Source organism: Rufibacter sp. JT20002, from assembly GCF_056491185.1.
Window position 1 is genome coordinate 1,946,079 of the sequence record NZ_JBSZJY010000001.1, and the last position, 18,684, is coordinate 1,964,762.

Here is an 18,684-nt window from a genome sequence, read left to right on the forward strand (position 1 = left end):
AGAATGTTTAAGATTGTCTAAATAATTAGTATGATTTTTTAGACATCTCCTTCTAGAAGATTATGATAAATTTATAAAGTAGAATTACGAAAATGGCGAATACAGCTTTGTATGGCTGTTTTTGTAGTGGTATTGTTAAAATAGTCCTTAAATAATATTATATAGTTTTGCATTATATTTAGTAAATATTACTTAACTAAAATATAGTAGCAGAAATGTTATAAACTACTTGATCTTTATAGGATAAGGTTGGTCTAAGTTAGTTAAGAAGAATAATGCAACTTTGTCTAAGTTGAATGCGCATAAAGAGCCAAATTGTTCATTCAGGTAATAGACGCATCCCGCATCTAGGTTGATAGCCGGCCTTTTTTTGCTGACTGCTCGTTCAATTGTGGCTTTAGGAACAGGAAGGTGCCCATGGAGAAGGCGGCGCTCGCCTAGCTTTGCAAGAGTGGGTTGCATGTGCTTGGTGTTCAGCAGAAGGTGGTTGCTGGTGAGAAAAGGATTGTGAAGGGTGAAGTCTAAGCCGCCATGCACTAAAACATAATCGTCTAAGACAAGCAAGAGGGGAAGGGACCTGATGAAGGAGATATAAGTAGAAGGAATGTCCTCAAACCGGGCTACTCCAAAATTTTCTAATGTTTTCTGTTTGTCTTCCTGGGTGAGCCATACGGTATGCTCCCCTTTGTCTATGGCATCTAAGAGTAACTGGTCATGGTTTCCCCGAAGACAGGTAAGCTGAAAGCCTTGGCGCTGCAGGTGAAAAATATAGTCCAGCACGCCTTTGCTATCCGGGCCCTTGTTGATGTAGTCTCCTAATAAGTAAAGGTGATCCTTCGGTTTTAACTGAATCTCTTCTTCTACCATCTTTTTGAAAGTGGCAAGGCAGCCATGTATATCGGAGATCGCGTAGCGGGCCATAGGAGGTAAAAACAGAGGTTAAGAAATTAGCTTGATTGACAAAACTAGGTTAAGCCGAAGTGGGGACAGGCATTTCAGCGTTTTAGGGCTCGTATCTATGAAGTAGACCAGATACGGCACAAAAAAGCACCTTCCGGGTAGAAGGTGCTTTTCCGCCTGATGCAGGATGCAGATTAACTGCCGCCGTAGCTGGGCTTGTTGATATCTGGTTTATGCAGGTTGCGGTTAGGATGGGTGATGGCCTCTGGTGCCGGATCGCCGTTTTCATCCAAGAATCTTTCCGCTATATCTTCGCTCCGGTCAATGGCCTCTGGGCCACCAGTGGATTTAGCCCCAGCTTTGCTGATGCCTTCGCCAGTAGGTTCGCCTTTCTGCGATTTTGAATCGTGGCTGGTATTCTTGCTTTTATATGGCATGAGTTCCTCCTTTTCAATTTAGTTAAACATGTAAGACCTTAAGACGAAATCAAGTGCCGCGGCCCTCGTCATTCGTCCGCATATTATCTTTTTCTGGTTCGTTGCTGTCCGCCTCCTCGTTTACGCTTACGCCGGTTGGTCCGTCAGATGAGTCAGAGCCGTAACCTTCTTTGCCGTCGCGGTTGCCGAAACCGCCGCGTTGCGCTTCGTTCTTGGGTGGATCAGCACCTGGTATGATATGCCCCGCCATCATGTCTTCCATGTTGGTGGCGGTGTCATCAATCACCCGTATCGGACGGTCATGTCCGTTGGGGTGCCCGTTATTGTCAGTAGCCATAGGCGTTTGTTGTTATAGGTGATAAGTCTACCTTTTTACTGGTTTCCACGTGGAAAGGTTGAGCATTACCCGCCTATCTGTTCGCCGCCGTTCACGTGAATGGTCTGGCCTGTGATGTAAGAACCGTCTTCAGAAGCCAGGAAAACATAGGCCGGAGCCACCTCGGCAGGTTGTCCTAAGCGGCCCATGGGCTGGTCTTTCCCAAAATCGCCCACTTTCTCTAACGTAGCCGGAATAAGCGGGGTCCATATAGGACCTGGGGCTACGGCGTTTACTCTAATGCCACCTTCTGCCAAGTTTTGGGAAAGTGAACGGGTAAAGGCGGTAATGGCTCCTTTGGTAGATGCATAGTCCATGAGGTGGCTGGAACCCCGGTAAGACGTGATAGAGGTGGTGTTGATGATGCTGTCCCCTTTCTTCAGGTGGTTCAAGGCTGCCTGGGCCACGTAGATGTAGGCGAAAATGTTCGTCTTGAAGGTTTTCTCCAATTGCTCAGGGGTGATCTCGCGCAGGTCGTTTTTCTCGTGCTGCTCGGCGGCATTGTTCACCAGAATGTTGAGTCCGCCTAGCTCCTGCACCGCCTGCTCTACACATTGCTTGCAGAAGTTCTCGTCCCTTAAGTCGCCGGGAATGAGCACGCACTTCTGTCCTTCGGCTTCCACCAGCTTCCGGGTGTCTTGGGCGTCCTGCTCCTCATCCAGGTACACAATGGCCACGTCGGCCCCCTCCCGGGCAAAATGCACGGCCACGGCCCGGCCAATGCCGCTGTCGCCGCCGGTGATTAAGGCTTTTTTCCCTTTGAGCTTCTCGCTGCCTTTGTAGTTCTCCCGGATAACCACCGGTTCTGATTGCATTTCGTGTTCAAGGCCCGGTTGGTGCTTCTGGTGCTGATCTGGAACTTCCTGCGGATATTCTGTTGCCATAGTAACTTCGTGTTTAAAGGTGTACGTCTAGGTTAAGGGCAGCCTTTCTAAATAGGCTGAGTCCTTTTTACTTATCTGCAGAAGAAGAGATACATTTTACAGCTATTTTCAGGAAAAGAGAGTAAAAACACGGAGAGCGGAAGGAGAGAATCGATGAGCATCCCTTCTGATTTGATACCCTAATGCCAAATCCTATGTGGGAAGAAAAAGACAACCAGCTAACCCGAAGCTTCAAATTCAAAAACTTCAAGGAAGCCTTCGCTTTCATGACCGAGGTGGCCGTGGTGGCCGAGGAACTGAACCACCACCCATGGTGGAGCAATGTCTATAACCGGGTGGAGATACGGCTTACCACGCATGATGCCGGCAACACCGTCACCGACAAAGACCATGTACTGGCGCAGCGCATCAGTGTATTAGCCGAGCGGTACGGGGTGTAAATTGTGCTTTGGGCCTGTTTTCCCAAAAAGGTGACTAAAATGCCTCTCGCCTCAGAACGCAAGACCCAGAACTCAGGACTTAAATAATCAGTATCTTTGACCTATGGCCGAACCCGTAGTAGAGACCAGTTTATATTTAGTGCCCACGCCCATCGGCAACCTGGAGGACATCACCCTCAGGGCAATCCGTATCCTGAAAGAGGTAGACGTGGTGCTCGCCGAAGATACCCGTACCAGCGGCAAACTGTTGAACCACCTGGGCATTGAGAAGCGCATGCACAGCCACCACCTGCACAATGAGCACAAAGCCGTAGCCCACCTGGTGGAGCGCCTGAAAAAGGGCGAAAAGATGGCCTTGGTCTCAGATGCGGGTACCCCCGGAATCTCTGATCCCGGGTTTTTGTTGGTAAGAGCCTGTGTGCAGGAAGGAATCAAGATTGAGTGCCTGCCCGGCCCTACTGCGTTTGTGCCCGCCCTGGTAAAGTCCGGCTTCAGCACCGATCGTTTTACCTTTGAAGGGTTCCTGCCCATCAAGAAAGGCCGGCAGACCAGATTGCAGAGCCTGGCGCAGGAAGAACGCACCATGATTTTCTATGAGTCGCCGCACCGGGTGCTCAAAACGTTAGAGCAGTTCAAAGAGGTGTTTGGGCCAGAGCGTATGGTATCAGTGAGTCGCGAAATAAGTAAACTTTTTGAGGAGACGTTGAACGGCACACTCGCCGAGATGGTGCAAACGTTTACAACCAAAGCTATAAAAGGAGAATTTGTCATTGTTGTTCAAGGAAACAAATAATCGTTTTTACCTCCCGTTACTGGCGTTTCTGAGCGCCTTTTTATTGTGGTTAGGTTGGCCGGTGAAACCACTGGCCTTTGTCTTGTTTATAGGCTGGGTGCCGTTCCTGTTGATGGAGCAGGCGATCTCGGCTAAAAATGAGCCCAGGCGCGGGCGTACGTTCTTCAAGTACACCTACTTGTTGCTGCTGCTCTGGAACATCTTCACTACCTATTGGGTGAGTTACTCCACGTTGGGCGGCGGCATCGCGGCGGTAGTGTTCAATGCCTTGTTTATGTCTGTGCCGATGGTCGCGTTTTTCCTGACCAAACGGGCGGCGGGCAGAACCATCGGGTATTTGAGTTTGCCTATCTACTGGATCGCTTTTGAGCAGTTTCACCTGAATTGGGACCTAAGCTGGCCTTGGCTTACGCTGGGCAACGGCTTCGCGTCACTGCCCAGCTGGGTGCAGTGGTATGAATATACTGGCTACTTAGGCGGCTCGCTCTGGGTCTGGGCAGTAAACCTGCTGGTGTTTTTCGCGCTCACCTCGCCGGTAAAGTCTGTGAGCAAATGGGTAACTCCGGTGCTAGTGGTGCTTCTGCCCCTGGTACTTTCCTTCATCATCGGGAGCCAGTATCAGGAGAAAGGTGAGGCTGCCGAAGTGGTGGTGGTGCAACCTAATGTAGACCCGTACAAAGAGAAGTTTGAAGGCGGCGAAGGCTACATTCCGTTTGAGCAGCAGTTTGAGCGGTTGATCAAGTTATCTGAGGAGCAGATAACACCTAACACCAGGTTTGTACTGTGGCCCGAGACATCTATCAGCAACGGCCTCAACTGGGAAGAAGGGTTTGACATGAGTCCGGTTAGTTATGCCCTCCGCGATTTTCTGGCAAGGCACCCAAGGGTAGAATTGGTGTCAGGCATCACCTCGGCGCGAATGTACCCAGACTCCACGAAGAGAAGCAGCACGGCCAGGTTCCATCCGCAGGTTGGCTATTATGACGTGTATAATGCCGGTCTGCACTTTAAACCAAACGGGCAGCATGAGTTTTACCATAAGTCTAAACTGGTGCCAGGGGTAGAAAAGACGCCTTACCCAGGTGTGTTCAAGGTGCTGAAAGCCTTTGCCATTGATCTGGGCGGCATTGCCGGAAACATGGGCACGCAGGAAACCCGGGCTATTTTCAAGCACAGCCAGAATCCTACCTTAGTAGGCGCCCCAGTGGTGTGCTATGAATCTATCTATGGCGAGTACGTGAGTGAATACATCCGCAATGGGGCCAGTGCCATCTTCATTATCACCAATGATGCTTGGTGGAGCGATTCGCCGGGGTATAAGCAGCATTTAGCCTATGCCTCTTTACGAGCGATTGAAACCAGAAGAGCGGTGGCGCGTTCAGCCAATACAGGTATCTCCGGGTTTATAAACCAGAAAGGCGAACTGTTGCAGAAATCGGGTTGGTGGGTGCCGGCTTCCCTGAGGGGGCAGATCAGGTTCAACCAGGAGCAGACCTTTTACACCCGCCACGGCGAGTTGATTGGGCACAGTACCCAATGGCTGGCGCTCGGGTTGGTGGTTCTGGCCATCGTGCTCGGGTTTACCCGCCGCACCGCAAAAAGATAATCCTATACACGCGCTTACTATAAAACTATGACAGATTTCTCATCTCTCCGCGACCAGGTGGTGGAACTCACCAAAGAAGTCGGGAAATTCATCCTGACCGAGGCCTCTAATTTTGATGTTTCCCGGCTGGAGCACAAAGGGCTGAATAACTTGGTTTCCTACGTAGACAAGAAGGCCGAAGAACGCCTGGTGGCCGGGCTGGAGAAGTTTCTGCCTCAGGCAGGCTTCATCACCGAGGAGGAAACCAAGTCTGAGCAGGCCGAGGAGTTCAACTGGATCATCGATCCGCTGGACGGTACCACCAATTTTATCCACGGTTTGCCGGTGTACTCGGTAAGCATTGCGTTGATGCAAAGAGATGAATTGGTGATAGGGGTAGTGTATGATATCACCCGCGATGAGTGCTACCACGCTGTGAAGGGCGGCGGCGCTTTCTGCAATGACCGCAAGATCTCGGTGTCTGACGCGCCTACCCTGGGCGACTCACTCATTGCCACGGGCTTCCCTTATTACAGCTTTGACCTGATGCAGAAATACCTGCAGGTGATGGGCTCCTTTATGCAGGGATGCCACGGTGTGCGCCGATTGGGTTCTGCCGCCCTGGACCTAGCCTACGTGGCCTGCGGTAAGTTTGAGGGATACTTTGAGTTCAACATCAACTCGTATGACGTGGCCGGAGGCGCCTTGTTGGTGCAGGAAGCCGGTGGTCAGGTAACCGATTTCAGGGGCGGTAAGAACTACGTGTTCGGCCGTGAGATCTGCGTGAGCAATAGCCCGGCGGTACAGCAGGAAATGCTGAAACTGATTGAGCCTTTCTGGAAAGAATAGGCCAACGCTGCTTTTAGCTTGTTTTTATGAAAGCAGGCTAAAAGCGCGGCTGGTTTCAAGGGTGATACCAGCTAAATCAGGCGGTAGGTTAAACTATTTCTACCTTTGCCGGCGTTACACAACTGTTATGATACAGGAAATCATTATTCTTTTAGTCTTCGTTTTAGCGGCGGCTTACCTTCTCAAAAAAGGATACAAGAGCTTTTCCTCTAAAGAGGTGGGTTGTGACAAAGGCTGCGGCGGAGCATGTTCCACGATTGACCTGGCTAAAATTGAACGCGAGATCAAGGCCAAGCAAGCTTTCAAGTAATTGACTTCTCATTTGCCTAAACACGGAGGGCCGTTCCTGACAGGAGCGGCCCTCCGTGTTTTCAGCCTTTCTGCTTTGAGGTCCTTTCCTTAAAAACAGGCGTAAAGCGGCTCTTTCATTGCCTAGTTATCCTCCCTGTAAACGCGATTATGAGCCCTAAATATCTTTTTTCTTGAATACAACTGGCAACCCAACTCTGTTTTTACGTATAGTTCAGATACCATCATATGATACTGCAACCATCTAAAGATATTGTGTTATGCAAGACAAAGAACAACTAACCAGTCAGGTGCAAGTAGAGGCAAAGCTAAAAGGAGAAGGCTACACAGAAGATTTCAGAGTGACCGAAGACACTCGCCTTACTAACCTAAAAGGCGATAAAGTTTATGGGATTGAGGACGTGAAAATAGTAGATTTCTACCGGTTTGAGGGAGATACGGATCCAGATGAAATGGCTATCCTGTACGCCCTTGAGTGCAATGACGGTACAAGAGGCACTATCCTAAACTCTTACGGACCTTACGCCGACCAGAACATTGATGCTTTCTTAAGACAAGTGGAAGATTTGGGCAAAAAGATATAACCGCCTCGTCTATTTCAACTGCTATGAAAACGAAATCGGCCGAAGACTATTCTTCGGCCGATTTTGTTTGATCCTCTTCCTTGAGGTCCTCTTCTTTCTCCGGGCCTATCTTCAGCTCCAGGGGGTGGCCAGGTTTCGGGGCAGCTTCCTTGACCGCAATGGACAGGTCTTTGCCTCCTTTCACCCCGAAGTTGAGCGTGGTAACCGGGAACGGAATCTCAATGTTGTTTTCATCAAAGGCTTTCTTGATCTTCATGATGGCGTCACTCTTGGCATACACAAAGTCGGTCTGGCGCTTGTAGCTGATCCAGTAGCGCACCAGAAAGTTGATGCTGCTGTCGCCAAATTCCTCGTAGACTACTTCCACTTCCTTGGTGGTAATCATGTTGGTGATGCCCACCATGGCTTCTTTTACTACCTGCTGCACCCGTTCCAGGTCCTCAGCATAGGAAACCCCTACCTTCAAGTCAATTCGCCTGATGCCGTAATGGGAGAAGTTGGTGAGCGCAGATTCAAAGACCTTTCGGTTAGGAACCTTCACCAATTCGCCGGTCTGTCTTCTGATGTCCACGGTGCGCAGGTTAATCCGCTCAATGGTCCCGAAATGGTCATTGGTATCAATCACATCGCCTACCACAAACGGTTTCCTGAACGCGATAATCACCCCAGAGATGAAGTTGGCGGCAATGTCTTGAAAGGCAAAACCCAGAGCCAAACCAATGATACCGGCACCCGCCAACAACGTGGTAACCGTTTTGTCCAGCTTCAGGATACTCAAGGTGAAGAAGATACCCAGGGTGAGCGTGCCCACATAGACCGTGGTGCCTACCAGGTTGTTAAGGGCGCTGCTGTGCGTGAACCTAATAAGTAGTTTGTCTGAGGTGCGGCGCAAAATCCGGGCGGCAAAAAAGGTGAGCACCAGCACCAGCATGGCCAGGAACAGGTTAGGCAGCATGAGCACAATCTGCTTTAGCCAGATCTCAAGCTTGCGCCAAAGGAGTTGAAACGCTTCGTTAATCTCGGTCACAGGAAAGGAAATAGTGGTAAATAGAAAACACGCCAAAAGCCAAAGCCTCAGGCGCTAAGTTCCCTCATACGCAATCTAAGGCAATCTAGCTACAGAAAGTAACTGTGATGTGCTAGCCCCATACTTTGGTGCCTTCTGAACAGTTGCGGCACATCTCTATCTGGCCACGTCCCTTGAGCAAAGAGCCCCTGAACTTTTGATACGAGTCGCTTTTCCAGAGCTGTTTAAAGCTTTGCTGTTGCAGGTTGCCTAAGCGGTAATGGGCGTCTTTGTCAAAGCAGCAAGGCACCACCAAGCCATCCCAGGTGATCACGCACGAGTGCCACATCTTCCAGCAGCCGTCAATAAGCTTGTTCTTGAGCGAGTACGTGCCGTTAGGTTGCGCCTGGTACCTGGAGTAATAGTCTATAGTAGGGATAAGTGGTGAGCCCTGGGCATAGTCATAGATCTGCGCGGTCTTAAACCAAACGTCGTCCACGCCTAATTCCTTGGCCAGTTGCTTAGCCTCGTCTATCTGGTGCTCGTTGGGCCGCACTACCAAAAATTGGAAGATCAGGTACGGGGTCTTGGATTTGAGTTCCTGTTTGTACTTCACCAGCCGCTTGGTGCCTTCCAGCACTTTGTCCAGCTTGCCTCCTACCCTGTATTGCTGGTACACGTCTTGTGTGGTGCCATCCAGGGAAATGATCAAGCGATCTAAGCCAGATTCTACCGTTTTGCGGGCATTTTCTTCGGTTAAATAATGCGCGTTAGTAGAAGTGGCCGTGTAAATGCCTTTGTCTGAGGCATACTTGACCAAATCCAGAAATGATTTATGCAGGTAGGGTTCTCCCTGGAAATAGAAGAGAAGGTACAACAGCCGGTCTTGCAGCTGGTCAATAGTTTGTTTGAACAGGCTGTCTGACAGCATGCCGGTAGGGCGGGTGAAGGACCGCAGGCCGCTGGGGCATTCTGGGCAGCGCAGGTTGCAGGAAGTGGTAGGCTCAAAGGAAATACTGACGGGGCCTCCCCAATGGCGGGGCTTCTTAGTCAGGCGGGCCAATGCATAGCTGCTTACTACCTGCAGCGCGTTCCAGGCGCGGCGTGGGGTAAGCTTAGACGCCAAATTCAATCCATCCTGAAAGGTGCCTCGGGTCAAGTGCTTTCTATTTAGAAAACAGGTGCCATCTTTCTAAGACAGCACCTGTTCATGTTTTAAACCTGTTTAAGCAAAAGTACGCAAAAAACGCTACTTGCGGGCAGACTTGCGGTAGTGGTCAACGGCAGCGGCAATGTCGCGGGCGCCTTCGGCGTGGCCAGGCCGGCGGGCATTGGTGTTGATGAGGGTACCGTCTGGGGCGATAATGAAGTAGGCCGGGAAGGATTTTACGTCATAGTCTTTCAGAATCTGGGCAGAAAGATCTGGCGCATACAACTGGATACCAGGCAATTTCTTCTGCGCAACGTTCGCTTTCCAGGCGTTCAGGTTCTCACCCACCGATACCTGTAGCAGCACAATGTCTTTTTCGGCTAACTGCTGGGCGAAGTATTTATAGGCTTGCTGGTCAACGGTGCAGATGCCGCAGTGCGTGCGCCAGAAGCCTAGGTACACAATCTTGTCTTTGAAGCTGCTAAGCGAAACGCTGTCACCGGTAGAAGAGAGCAGCGTGAACGTAGGGGCCGGAGTGCCTAGCCCTACCCTCCTGAACTGCTTGTACTGCGTGTTAACGTAGGAGATGAAGTTGGGGTCCTTGGCTTCTTTTTGGAAGTCCTGGTACATGGCATCGGCATCGGGTACGTAGCCAAACCGGAAAGCCTGGGAGAGAATGCGGGAAAGCATCATTTCGCGGGCGGTGCCCTGCAGTTCCTTTTTAACTAACCCGTACAGCGTTGGATAGTAGTCGCGCTCCAGGTTTTTAGGCTGTTGCTCCAGAGCCCGGAATTGGAAGTAGTTGTTCAAGAAGTCTAAATAAGCCTGGTTTCTGAGTGCTCCGGGGGTATTGAGGTTTACCTGCTTCAGGAAGTCATAGTACGTGGGAGAAAGTTGGGGCGGAAGGTCGCCTACCCGTTTGCGCACGTCTACATAGGTGAGTCGGTCATTGGCGTAGCTGAAGTCAATCTGGGCCTTGGCGTACTGTTTAAACGCCTCAGAAACCTTGGTGGATTTGAGAAACTTCTCCAGGAACTTGAGTTGGTCTTCTTTCCGCTCCTGCAGAAACGTAAGAAACTCTTTTTCCCGCTTATGGATGTTGTCTGGAAGAACCTGGTAGTCTTCCTCCTCTTCAAACTTTCGCTCAAACTGCAGCAGGTAATTGTTTTCTTCAAAGCCCTGCCCTTTCAGCTTGATGGTGGAAATAAAGTCTTCGGCATCGGCCCGTACATCCAGGTTGTCGCCGGGTTGCAGATACAATACGATGGACTCTGGGCCGTGCACCAACTCGCCCAGCATGGGCTCATTCACCGGAGCCTTGATGGTGAACTCGCCATTTGCGTTCAACGCCACCGTGTGCGATTCGCCGGAGTAAGAGGCCGGTACGGTGTACAACTCCAGCAAAACGCTGTCGCTGACAGGGCTATTTATTTTACCGGTAATAGTGACCTGCGCCCATGAAGCCGAAATAGTACCAAAGCAGAGCGCCAAAAACAAGGCTGCGAAAATCAATAATCTTCTAGAACTGAAAGACATCTTGAATAACAATAGAAAGTATAAAATCTAGGGTTCAGTAATGGCTTTCTAACGAAGGCTTAAATGAAAATAGTTCAAAGAATGGACTTATCCAAACAATCCGCTAAAGACTTCTTCCAATCGGCTGGCTGCATGAATTCTTATATTAAATCTGCTCAAGTCTACCCCTTTTTTGTTATATTTTGAAATGAAAATATCCTGAAAACCCAATTTCTCGGCTTCGGAGATGCGCTGCTCAATCCGGTGCACGGCACGTACCTCTCCCCCTAATCCCACCTCGGCGGCAAAGCAGGTGGTATGCGGAATAGCCACGTCTTCAAAGGAAGAAAGCAAGGCGGCGCAGATGGCCAAATCCAAGGCAGGGTCTTCTACTTTCAGACCTCCCGCAATGTTCAGGAACACGTCTTGGGTGCCCAGTTTAAAGCCTCCGCGTTTCTCCAGTACGGCCAGCAACATGTTCAGGCGCTTGGCGTCAAAGCCGGTGGCGGTGCGTTGCGGTGTGCCGTACGTGGCCGGGGTTACCAAACTCTGCACCTCAATTAAAAGGGGCCGGTTACCTTCCATGGTGCCGCCGATGGTAATGCCGCTGAACGCCTCTTCGCGCTGCGAAATTAAAATCTCAGAGGGGTTGCTCACCTCCCGCAGACCGGTACCCAGCATCTCGTAAATGCCCAGTTCAGACGTGCTCCCGAAACGGTTTTTAGTCGTGCGCAGGATGCGGTACGTCATGTGGCGGTCGCCCTCAAACTGCAATACGGTGTCTACCATGTGCTCCAGAATCTTGGGACCGGCCAGGTTGCCTTCCTTGGTGATGTGCCCGATAAGGAACACCGGCGTGCCGCTTTCCTTCGCAAACTTGAGCAACTCGGCGGTACATTCCCGCACCTGGGCTACGCTACCCGCGCCGCTCTCAATAAAAGACGAATGCAGCGTCTGGATAGAGTCAATGATCAGAACATCGGGTTGCAGTTGTTCTATCTGCTTGAAGATGTTCTGGGTGCCGGTCTCAGTGAGGATAAAGCAGTTGGGATGCTGGGCGCCTAGGCGCTCGGCGCGCATTTTGATCTGCTGCTCGCTTTCCTCGCCTGAGATGTACAAAACGCGCTGGCTGCGCAAACTGAGGGCAATCTGGAGCATGAGTGTAGACTTACCAATGCCGGGCTCCCCGCCAATCAGGACCATGGAACCGGGCACGATGCCGCCGCCCAAGACACGGTTCAGTTCGCCGTCTTCGGTGACTACCCGGGCCTGCTCAGAGTACGTGATCTCGCCAATGGGTTTGGGTTTGCTGGCCACTTGCTGGCTGCTGGTGCCCACTTTCCAGGCGGTGGTGGGCGTGACGTCCTCGCGGGCCACTACTTCTTCTACATAGGTGTTCCACTCGCCACAGGCAGGGCACCGGCCTATCCATTTAGCCGACTGCGCCCCACAACTCTGACAGAAATATGCTGTTTTGATTTTAGCCATAAGAATGATTTTCTGCGCCGCAAAAAGGGTGAAGGTAAAGAATAAGCGGCAGATTAAGCAGACAATGAGATAACAACTTCTATGGTATAAATACTCCGTTTTGGCTCCAAATTCACTAAAATAAAGCAGAAACAGGCTGCGTATTTTCCCCTTTGCAGCCATTTAAGTTTCATTTTCGTTCATAGTTCTTAGCTTAACTGAAAGACCATGAAGAAGATAAGAACACTGGCTATGTCCTTGTTAGGGATGTTGCTAATGGCTGCTGGAATAGCGGGTTGCCAGGCAACTGCCCCCATCGGAGCAGATGCTTCACCCACCGCAACCGCCCCCGACCAAAGTGCCACAGTAGACACCGTTATCAGGTATTCTCCGCAACGGGTAGACGTAAGAGGCACCATTACCCAGCGGGAATATAGTCAAGGCCAGATGCTAATTCTGGTGGAAGGCATCACCGACCGATACTCCAGGTTTAGTAGGGCGGTGGTGTTGGTCACCCCTATCACCCAGATTGTAGGGCTCAACGGAAGAACCATCAGCTTAAGTGAGCTGCAAACCGGGCAGCAGGTGGCGGTGCAGTTCAGGGGGCGGTTCCGGGAGTCTATCACGGGATTCTCGGCGCAGGCCGTCGCCCGCAAAATGTGGATAGAACCTTTGGGAGGGTATTGATTACGAGGCGATTTGCGTAAATTGCAGCCAAATCAGGTTTTGCTTTTACGCGCAGTATGTTCCGTTTTCTTTCCCGTTTCGCCCTGGCTCTTTTGGGGCTGCTTTCCGTTTTCTCAGAAGCCGCTTTGGCCCAGTCTGGAAAAGCCATCAAGATTGCCGATTTAGAGATGCAGGTAGCCGGTGCCAAAGAACCGGCCACTAAACTGCAATATGCGTTTCAGGCCGGTGATGTATTGGTGCTGGATTTGGAAAATAACAGCAAAACCAGCTACAAGATAACAGTGCAGGAGTACTTCTCTTCCTCGCCGTTGTACAGCACGGAGGAAAGCAAGAAGGTGCACAACCTGCGCCTGACAGTGCCCCAGAAATCGGTGTACACAATTCTTCTACAGAGTCTTTCCCAGACCAGCACCAAGAGCCATTTTACCCTCACCCGCATCCCTAAAAGCGAAGCCACCCAGAACTTCAACACACTGGTGGCCTGGCGCACGGTGCAGGACACCACCTGGACTAACACCACCGAGAAAGTGCTGGTGAAAAATGACCTGAAGGCCGAGACGGTGATAGACAAAACATTTCGGTTAGCTTCCTTGACCAACCTGACCAGCAATAACCGCAGCACCGAGCGCTTCAAGTTGCCCGCAGGCACCAAGCATTGGGTATATTGGGTAGGAGTAGGCCAGGAATCGGTGCAGGCGTTGCAGGAGACCGGGAAAACGCTGGCCAAAGGAGCCACCGCCCTTTTGACGGGGAGCAACCCGTTGGTGGCGTTTGGCTTGGGGCTGTTACCGCAATTGCCGCAGGTGAAATCCAGCGGGTACATCAGCTATTACCTGTTCAACAAGAACCACGCCTACCTGTTTAAAGAAGATGAAGACGGCTGGAAACCCTATAACGTGGCCAAAGGACAGGATGTGCTCTCTGACTACGGAAAGGTGCTGGCCAGCCAAACCCCTAAAACCGATGACGGTTATCTGTACCTTGGCTTTGAGAACCCCAGTACCATTACTGGGTTAGACCTGACCTTGAAAGTGGTGGCCTTTGTGGACAACCCGGTGTACCAAACCCGCACGGTGCGCAAACCCGCCAGAATCACCACCCGCCGCGAGCCTATTCTGGCCGCCGAGTAGGGGTGCTTTGAAGCCAGATTTTCAAGAACAGGCCAAAAACAGAAGTAGTATCTTTGCAGAAGCTTGGGCCTACGTCCGGGCAATGATGTTATGAGCCTAGAACTTCCCGCTTCTTTCCAGACCCGCATGCAGACGCAGTTGGGCGACGCTTACCCAGACTTTGCCCAAGCCCTGGACCAGCCCTCTCCTACCAGCATCCGGGTAAACAAAGCAAAGATGGCGCTGCCCTCTGGCTTGCCGTCTGTGCCTTGGTCCGAGACCGGGTTCTACCTGCCTTCCCGGCCAAGTTTCACTTTGGACCCTATGTTTCATGGCGGAGCTTACTATGTGCAAGAGGCCAGTTCTATGTTCCTGGAGCAAGCCCTAAAGCAAAGTGTTGACTTAACTGAGGCTTTGGTGGTATTGGACTTGTGCGGCGCGCCCGGCGGAAAGTCTACCCATATTGCCTCGCTCCTTTCCGATGAAAGCTTACTGGTAGCCAACGAGGTGATCAAACCAAGAGCCAACATCCTGGCCGAGAACATCCAGAAATGGGGTTCCGACAACGTGGTCGTGACCAACAATGATCCCAGTCACATAGGGCAACTCACCGGTTTTTTTGACGTGATGGTGGTAGACGCCCCCTGCTCCGGCGAAGGCATGTTCCGCAAAGACCCCGATGCCATGAACGAGTGGTCTGAGGCCAACGTGAAACTCTGCAGCGAACGTCAGCGCCGTATCTTAATGGATGTCTGGGATGCCCTCAAACCCGGCGGCGTGCTCATCTATAGTACCTGTACCTACAACTTGGAGGAAAACGAGGAGAATCTCGCCTGGCTTGCCCGGCAACAGGATGCAGAGGCAATATCCATAGAACTGCAGCCCGACTGGGGCGTCACCCAAACTGAACTGGAAGGCATGCACGGCTACCGCTTCTACCCGCACCGCACCCAAGGTGAGGGCTTTTTCCTGGCCGCCGTCCGGAAAACAGATGGCGAGGAGGCCCGAGCTTACAAAAAGAGCAAACGCCCGTACCTGGTGGCAGCCTCTAAACAGGAGAAAGCGTTGGTGCAGGATTGGCTAAAAGAGCCCCAAAGCTGGGAACTGGTCAAGCACAAAGAAATCCTCCGCGCTTTGCCTAAGGCCTGGATGCTGGAACTGGAGCAATTGTACGAAAACCTGCGGGTCGTCTACGGGGGCATTGAGGTGGCCGAGGTCATGAAAAACAACGCCAAGCCTCTGCCTGCTTTGGCTCTTTCCCAACATGTGTCAGATACTGCTTTCCCCTGTGCTGAGGTTGATTTGGCTACAGCCTTAAAATTCCTGCACCGCGAAGACATCGTATTAGAGAACTCGGCTAATGGTTGGGTGTTGGTGCAGTTCAATGGTGTCGCTCTGGGCTGGGGCAAGAAACTCCAGAACCGCGTGAACAACCATTATCCTAAGGAATGGCGCATCAGAATGAGTTTGGATGAAGCCTTGAAGCCGGAGAACGTAGCTGGTTTGTTTACGCTGGGAAGCGTTTGATAGCGAAATTCTGCTTTCGGCTTCATTTCTGAAAACAAGGCCGAAAGCGAAGGGGCATTCATGTTAAAATATCGCTAACTAAGCGTAGATTCTCCCCTTGAGGGGAGATAAAGAGGGGTGTAGATGGTTTGAAGTACGGTTGAACTTTAGCCAAGAGGAAGCAAGCTTGCCGGAACAGCTTCAGCAATACCGAACCTACTTTTGTAAACACCCCTCTGCGCTCCCCTCAAGGGGAGCGCAGAGGGGTGTTTACTTTTCCTCTAAATTTAAAATCTGATATTCTTTTACTTCAAACCCCTTGGAAGTAGAATCAATCAATACAGAAAGCTCTATATCTGCTTTGCTTCCGGATAATGACAATTCCACAAGTGCAGGAAATTCATTTATTTGTTCAATCTTACGACGATTGTATCCATATCCCTTGTGCTCACCTATTGAGATTTGAATTTCTCTCTTCGCTTTCAATTGTTCAACAGCCTGTTCTACTACCTCTGGAGAAGCTATCAGGTAAGTTCCTATAGCCGTTAAGGCAAAGACAAACAAGAAAAGCCCTGCTAAGTATTTGAAGAATTTTGCTCTAAATACATTGTCTTTGTTGCCGGTTAATTTCTGCACTATAAAGTAAGCAATAACTACGCCTACTGCGGTTTGCAGGATGTTGATTACAAAATCCATGAATCAGATTTAATAGAAATAACTACTAATCTATTCTACATACAGCACCAAGCCCTTCAGGTACTCGCCTTCCGGGTGGAAGATGCTCACCGGGTGATCGGCGGGCTGTGAGAGGTGGTGCATGACTTTCACATTACGGCCTGCTTCTATGGCGGCAGCCATCACCGTGTTCGCAAACAGGTATTTATCCACCACGCCAGAGCAGGAGAAGGTGAAGATGATGCCGCCGGGCTTAATCTTCTGAATGGCCTCGGCGTTCAGGCGTTTGTAACCCATCAGGGCGTTATGGCGCACCTTCTGGCTTTTCGCGAAAGCCGGAGGGTCCAGGATGATTAAATCATAAAGGCCTTCTTTGCCTCTCAGGAACTCAAAGGTATCAACCGCATAGGCCTCGTGGCGGTCTTGTCCGTTGTTCAGGGCGGCGTTCTGCTCGGTTAACTCAATCGCTTTTTTAGAGACGTCTACCGAGTGCACGGCGGTGGCTCCGGCGTTAAGAGCGTAGATAGAGAAACCTCCGGTGTAGCAGAACGTGTTCAGGATGGTTTTGCCTTGGGAATAATGTGCTAATAACTGGCGGTTCTCGCGCTGGTCAATGAAGAAGCCGGTTTTTTGACCCGTTACCCAATCTACCAGAAATTTGTTTCCATTCTCTGTGACTACGTGCGGCGTGGGCGTTTCGCCAATCAGGTAGCCGTTCTGGCCTTGGGCGGTTCCCTTGCTGGGCAGGGTCTCGGCGCTTTTGTCGTAAACGGCGGTCAGTTTTCCGTCATATACCTCTATCAAGGCTTGCGCAATGTGTTGTCGCACGTGGAACATTCCCACGTTGTGAGCCTGAAGCACGGCGGTGTTGCCGTACACATCTATGATAAGGCCAGGCAGGTTGTCGCCCTCGGCAAAGACCAGGCGGTACACATCGGTATCAGGGGTGTCCAGGAAACCCTGCTCGCGGCGGTAATCCACGGCCCGCTGCACGCGGCTTTTCCAGAAAGCGTAGTCTGGTTCTACTTCTTCAAAAGAGAAAATGCGTACCGCAATGGAGCCGGGCTGGTAATGGCCAATGCCCAGGAACTCGCGGCGGTTAGTGTACACGGCCACAATATCGCCTTCCTGCACGTCGCCCTCTATTTTCTTGATAGCCCCCGAGAAAACCCAGGGATGGAAACGTTTCAGGGATTGCTCTTTGCCTGCGTGTAATAATATAGAAGGAAGATGTGCCATAGCCAAGGGTACGCACCACAAAGCACGTACGTTTTGAGGTTGTTTCTGCAAAATTCGGTAAAAAATCCGGGTTTGCGGAGCGGCGGCCATTGGTTCTTCGTAAACTCGCGGTCAGACCCCGTTAGAATATGCCCGATTCACGCTTCCCCATCATTGACCTGCACTGCGACCTTACCGGCTACTTGGCGTACATCCCCAGCGCTACCGCTCTGGATATCGAGATCATTGGCTGCGCGATTCCGCATTTGCAGGCGGGTGGGGTCCGGTTGCAGACCATGGCCTTCTTCACGCCCACCGAACCAGGTAGTGCCGCGTTCACGTTGCAGCAGGCGCATTTGTTTAACAAGACGCTACTGCAAAACCGAGAGGTCTTTGAACGGGTATGCCCAGAAAAGCTACAGGAGCAGGTGGTGCAGGGAGAGCGGGTAGCCATTGTGGCCGCCATTGAAAATGCCTCGGGGCTGTGCGAGGAAGACGAACCTCTGGCGCTTGCTTTTTCGCGCCTGGAGGAAATCATCAGGCTAGCGGGACCGCTGCTGTACATCGGGTTCACCCACGCCGATGAGAACCGTTTCTCGGGCGGGAACTTCACGCCGGGCATTGGCCTGAAACCCAATGGCGAGGAACTGCTGCGTTATCTCAGCGGAAAACGCATTGCCCTGGACCTGGCCCATACCTCCGATGCCGCCGCCTATGACATGCTTTCCTTCATTGACCGCCACGGACTGGAGATCCCTGTCATCGCCAGCCATTCTAACTTCAGGGCCGTGTACCAGGAGAACCGGAATCTGCCAACAGAATTAGTGCAGGAGGTAGTGCGGCGCGAAGGATTGATTGGCATGAATTTCCTGAAAAAGTTTGTGCACCCAGGCAGGCCGGAGACGCTTTTGGAGCACATTGCCTATGGTTTTGAGCACGCCCCAACCGCCCTCTGCTTTGGCGCCGATTTCTTTCAGGAGTCAGGCATGATGGAAGGCGGAGAGTCCTATTTCCACCCGGGTCACCGGAACGCAGCACAGTACCCAGCCATTCTGCAAGACTTAATGAAGCAGTTTACCAAGGAACAACTTGAATCCCTCAGCTACGGCAATGCCTTGCGGTTTATGCAGAAGCTCTGGGCGTAGCAGAGGCTTTCAAATGCGGGAGACCATTGATGCTCTAACGTTATTTTGA

Annotated in this window: 20 protein-coding genes; 10 read left to right on the forward strand and 10 right to left on the reverse strand. The window is 51.2% G+C overall.

Features of this window, described 5'->3' with window-relative positions; genetic code table 11:
• Nucleotides 1-225 precede the first annotated feature (225 nt).
• The 4 genes from ACW9SV_RS07700 to ACW9SV_RS07715 form a co-directional block, all read right to left on the reverse strand.
• Nucleotides 226-921, reverse strand: a complete 696-nt coding sequence (locus ACW9SV_RS07700) for a metallophosphoesterase (protein ID WP_479556155.1) — start codon at nt 919-921, stop codon at nt 226-228.
• 173 nt (nt 922-1,094) lie between these two features.
• The gene (locus ACW9SV_RS07705) at nt 1,095-1,337 is read right to left on the reverse strand and encodes a hypothetical protein (protein ID WP_479556156.1); all 243 of its coding nucleotides are present in this window, start codon (nt 1,335-1,337) and stop codon (nt 1,095-1,097) included.
• Between the two features lie 49 nt (nt 1,338-1,386).
• Nucleotides 1,387-1,674, reverse strand: coding sequence for a hypothetical protein (locus tag ACW9SV_RS07710; protein ID WP_479556157.1), 288 nt, complete (start codon nt 1,672-1,674; stop codon nt 1,387-1,389).
• A 65-nt stretch (nt 1,675-1,739) separates the two neighbouring features.
• Nucleotides 1,740-2,597: an SDR family oxidoreductase gene (locus ACW9SV_RS07715; protein ID WP_479556158.1), complete on the reverse strand. Its 858-nt coding sequence runs from the start codon at nt 2,595-2,597 to the stop codon at nt 1,740-1,742.
• A 194-nt stretch (nt 2,598-2,791) separates the two neighbouring features.
• Between ACW9SV_RS07715 and ACW9SV_RS07720 the strand changes: the two genes are divergently transcribed.
• The 6 genes from ACW9SV_RS07720 (at nt 2,792) to ACW9SV_RS07745 (ending at nt 7,157) form a co-directional block, all read left to right on the forward strand.
• The gene (locus ACW9SV_RS07720) at nt 2,792-3,037 is read left to right on the forward strand and encodes a 4a-hydroxytetrahydrobiopterin dehydratase (RefSeq protein WP_479556159.1); all 246 of its coding nucleotides are present in this window, start codon (nt 2,792-2,794) and stop codon (nt 3,035-3,037) included.
• Between the two features lie 103 nt (nt 3,038-3,140).
• A complete protein-coding gene (rsmI, locus tag ACW9SV_RS07725) occupies nt 3,141-3,830 on the forward strand; it encodes a 16S rRNA (cytidine(1402)-2'-O)-methyltransferase (RefSeq protein WP_479556160.1) in 690 nt (229 codons plus the stop codon).
• A 43-nt stretch (nt 3,831-3,873) separates the two neighbouring features.
• Nucleotides 3,874-5,436, forward strand: a complete 1,563-nt coding sequence (lnt, locus tag ACW9SV_RS07730; protein WP_479556517.1) for an apolipoprotein N-acyltransferase — start codon at nt 3,874-3,876, stop codon at nt 5,434-5,436.
• A 27-nt stretch (nt 5,437-5,463) separates the two neighbouring features.
• The gene (locus ACW9SV_RS07735; RefSeq protein ID WP_479556161.1) at nt 5,464-6,264 is read left to right on the forward strand and encodes an inositol monophosphatase family protein; all 801 of its coding nucleotides are present in this window, start codon (nt 5,464-5,466) and stop codon (nt 6,262-6,264) included.
• Between the two features lie 127 nt (nt 6,265-6,391).
• The gene (locus tag ACW9SV_RS07740; protein ID WP_479556162.1) at nt 6,392-6,574 is read left to right on the forward strand and encodes a FeoB-associated Cys-rich membrane protein; all 183 of its coding nucleotides are present in this window, start codon (nt 6,392-6,394) and stop codon (nt 6,572-6,574) included.
• A gap of 259 nt (nt 6,575-6,833) precedes the next feature.
• Nucleotides 6,834-7,157 (forward strand): hypothetical protein, encoded by a 324-nt coding sequence (locus ACW9SV_RS07745; protein ID WP_479556163.1) that lies wholly within the window; start codon nt 6,834-6,836, stop codon nt 7,155-7,157.
• A 46-nt stretch (nt 7,158-7,203) separates the two neighbouring features.
• Here ACW9SV_RS07745 and ACW9SV_RS07750 read toward each other — a convergent pair whose 3' ends face one another.
• The 4 genes from ACW9SV_RS07750 to radA all read right to left on the reverse strand — a co-directional run bounded on the left by ACW9SV_RS07750 (nt 7,204) and on the right by radA (nt 12,316).
• Nucleotides 7,204-8,184, reverse strand: a complete 981-nt coding sequence (locus ACW9SV_RS07750; RefSeq protein WP_479556164.1) for a mechanosensitive ion channel family protein — start codon at nt 8,182-8,184, stop codon at nt 7,204-7,206.
• 112 nt (nt 8,185-8,296) lie between these two features.
• Nucleotides 8,297-9,322: an SPASM domain-containing protein gene (locus ACW9SV_RS07755; protein ID WP_479556165.1), complete on the reverse strand. Its 1,026-nt coding sequence runs from the start codon at nt 9,320-9,322 to the stop codon at nt 8,297-8,299.
• A 90-nt stretch (nt 9,323-9,412) separates the two neighbouring features.
• On the reverse strand, nt 9,413-10,849 hold the full coding sequence (locus tag ACW9SV_RS07760) for a redoxin domain-containing protein (RefSeq protein WP_479556166.1): 1,437 nt from the start codon (nt 10,847-10,849) through the stop codon (nt 9,413-9,415).
• An 87-nt stretch (nt 10,850-10,936) separates the two neighbouring features.
• Nucleotides 10,937-12,316 carry a DNA repair protein RadA gene (gene radA / locus ACW9SV_RS07765; RefSeq protein WP_479556167.1) on the reverse strand — a complete coding sequence of 460 codons (1,380 nt, stop codon included), beginning with the start codon at nt 12,314-12,316 and terminating at the stop codon, nt 10,937-10,939.
• Nucleotides 12,317-12,523: 207 nt separating this feature from the next.
• Between radA and ACW9SV_RS07770 the strand changes: the two genes are divergently transcribed.
• From ACW9SV_RS07770 to ACW9SV_RS07780, 3 genes are all read left to right on the forward strand, one after another.
• Nucleotides 12,524-12,982, forward strand: coding sequence for a hypothetical protein (locus ACW9SV_RS07770; protein WP_479556168.1), 459 nt, complete (start codon nt 12,524-12,526; stop codon nt 12,980-12,982).
• A gap of 56 nt (nt 12,983-13,038) precedes the next feature.
• A complete protein-coding gene (locus tag ACW9SV_RS07775) occupies nt 13,039-14,112 on the forward strand; it encodes a hypothetical protein (protein ID WP_479556169.1) in 1,074 nt (357 codons plus the stop codon).
• Nucleotides 14,113-14,202: 90 nt separating this feature from the next.
• Nucleotides 14,203-15,618, forward strand: coding sequence for a methyltransferase RsmF C-terminal domain-like protein (locus ACW9SV_RS07780; RefSeq protein ID WP_479556170.1), 1,416 nt, complete (start codon nt 14,203-14,205; stop codon nt 15,616-15,618).
• A 249-nt stretch (nt 15,619-15,867) separates the two neighbouring features.
• Here the strand turns inward: ACW9SV_RS07780 and ACW9SV_RS07785 are convergent, their stop codons facing one another.
• Together ACW9SV_RS07785 and ACW9SV_RS07790 are read right to left on the reverse strand one after the other, a co-directional pair.
• Nucleotides 15,868-16,293, reverse strand: a complete 426-nt coding sequence (locus ACW9SV_RS07785; RefSeq protein ID WP_479556171.1) for a hypothetical protein — start codon at nt 16,291-16,293, stop codon at nt 15,868-15,870.
• A gap of 30 nt (nt 16,294-16,323) precedes the next feature.
• Nucleotides 16,324-17,511: a class I SAM-dependent rRNA methyltransferase gene (locus tag ACW9SV_RS07790; protein ID WP_479556172.1), complete on the reverse strand. Its 1,188-nt coding sequence runs from the start codon at nt 17,509-17,511 to the stop codon at nt 16,324-16,326.
• 128 nt (nt 17,512-17,639) lie between these two features.
• On the opposite strand from ACW9SV_RS07790, the gene ACW9SV_RS07795 reads away from it, so the two are divergent.
• Entirely contained in the window at nt 17,640-18,635 is a 996-nt protein-coding gene (locus ACW9SV_RS07795) for a dipeptidase (protein WP_479556173.1), read from the forward strand.
• Nucleotides 18,636-18,684: the final 49 nt, after the last annotated feature.

Coding starts and splice junctions, on each gene's coding strand:
- ACW9SV_RS07700 (WP_479556155.1), bottom strand. CDS start 921: ATGGCCCGCTACGCGATCTCCGATATACATGGCTGCCTTGCCACTTTC.
- ACW9SV_RS07705 (WP_479556156.1), bottom strand. CDS start 1,337: ATGCCATATAAAAGCAAGAATACCAGCCACGATTCAAAATCGCAGAAA.
- ACW9SV_RS07710 (WP_479556157.1), bottom strand. CDS start 1,674: ATGGCTACTGACAATAACGGGCACCCCAACGGACATGACCGTCCGATA.
- ACW9SV_RS07715 (WP_479556158.1), bottom strand. CDS start 2,597: ATGGCAACAGAATATCCGCAGGAAGTTCCAGATCAGCACCAGAAGCAC.
- ACW9SV_RS07720 (WP_479556159.1), top strand. CDS start 2,792: ATGTGGGAAGAAAAAGACAACCAGCTAACCCGAAGCTTCAAATTCAAA.
- rsmI (WP_479556160.1), top strand. CDS start 3,141: ATGGCCGAACCCGTAGTAGAGACCAGTTTATATTTAGTGCCCACGCCC.
- ACW9SV_RS07735 (WP_479556161.1), top strand. CDS start 5,464: ATGACAGATTTCTCATCTCTCCGCGACCAGGTGGTGGAACTCACCAAA.
- ACW9SV_RS07740 (WP_479556162.1), top strand. CDS start 6,392: ATGATACAGGAAATCATTATTCTTTTAGTCTTCGTTTTAGCGGCGGCT.
- ACW9SV_RS07745 (WP_479556163.1), top strand. CDS start 6,834: ATGCAAGACAAAGAACAACTAACCAGTCAGGTGCAAGTAGAGGCAAAG.
- ACW9SV_RS07760 (WP_479556166.1), bottom strand. CDS start 10,849: ATGTCTTTCAGTTCTAGAAGATTATTGATTTTCGCAGCCTTGTTTTTG.
- radA (WP_479556167.1), bottom strand. CDS start 12,316: ATGGCTAAAATCAAAACAGCATATTTCTGTCAGAGTTGTGGGGCGCAG.
- ACW9SV_RS07770 (WP_479556168.1), top strand. CDS start 12,524: ATGAAGAAGATAAGAACACTGGCTATGTCCTTGTTAGGGATGTTGCTA.
- ACW9SV_RS07775 (WP_479556169.1), top strand. CDS start 13,039: ATGTTCCGTTTTCTTTCCCGTTTCGCCCTGGCTCTTTTGGGGCTGCTT.
- ACW9SV_RS07780 (WP_479556170.1), top strand. CDS start 14,203: ATGAGCCTAGAACTTCCCGCTTCTTTCCAGACCCGCATGCAGACGCAG.
- ACW9SV_RS07785 (WP_479556171.1), bottom strand. CDS start 16,293: ATGGATTTTGTAATCAACATCCTGCAAACCGCAGTAGGCGTAGTTATT.
- ACW9SV_RS07790 (WP_479556172.1), bottom strand. CDS start 17,511: ATGGCACATCTTCCTTCTATATTATTACACGCAGGCAAAGAGCAATCC.
- ACW9SV_RS07795 (WP_479556173.1), top strand. CDS start 17,640: ATGCCCGATTCACGCTTCCCCATCATTGACCTGCACTGCGACCTTACC.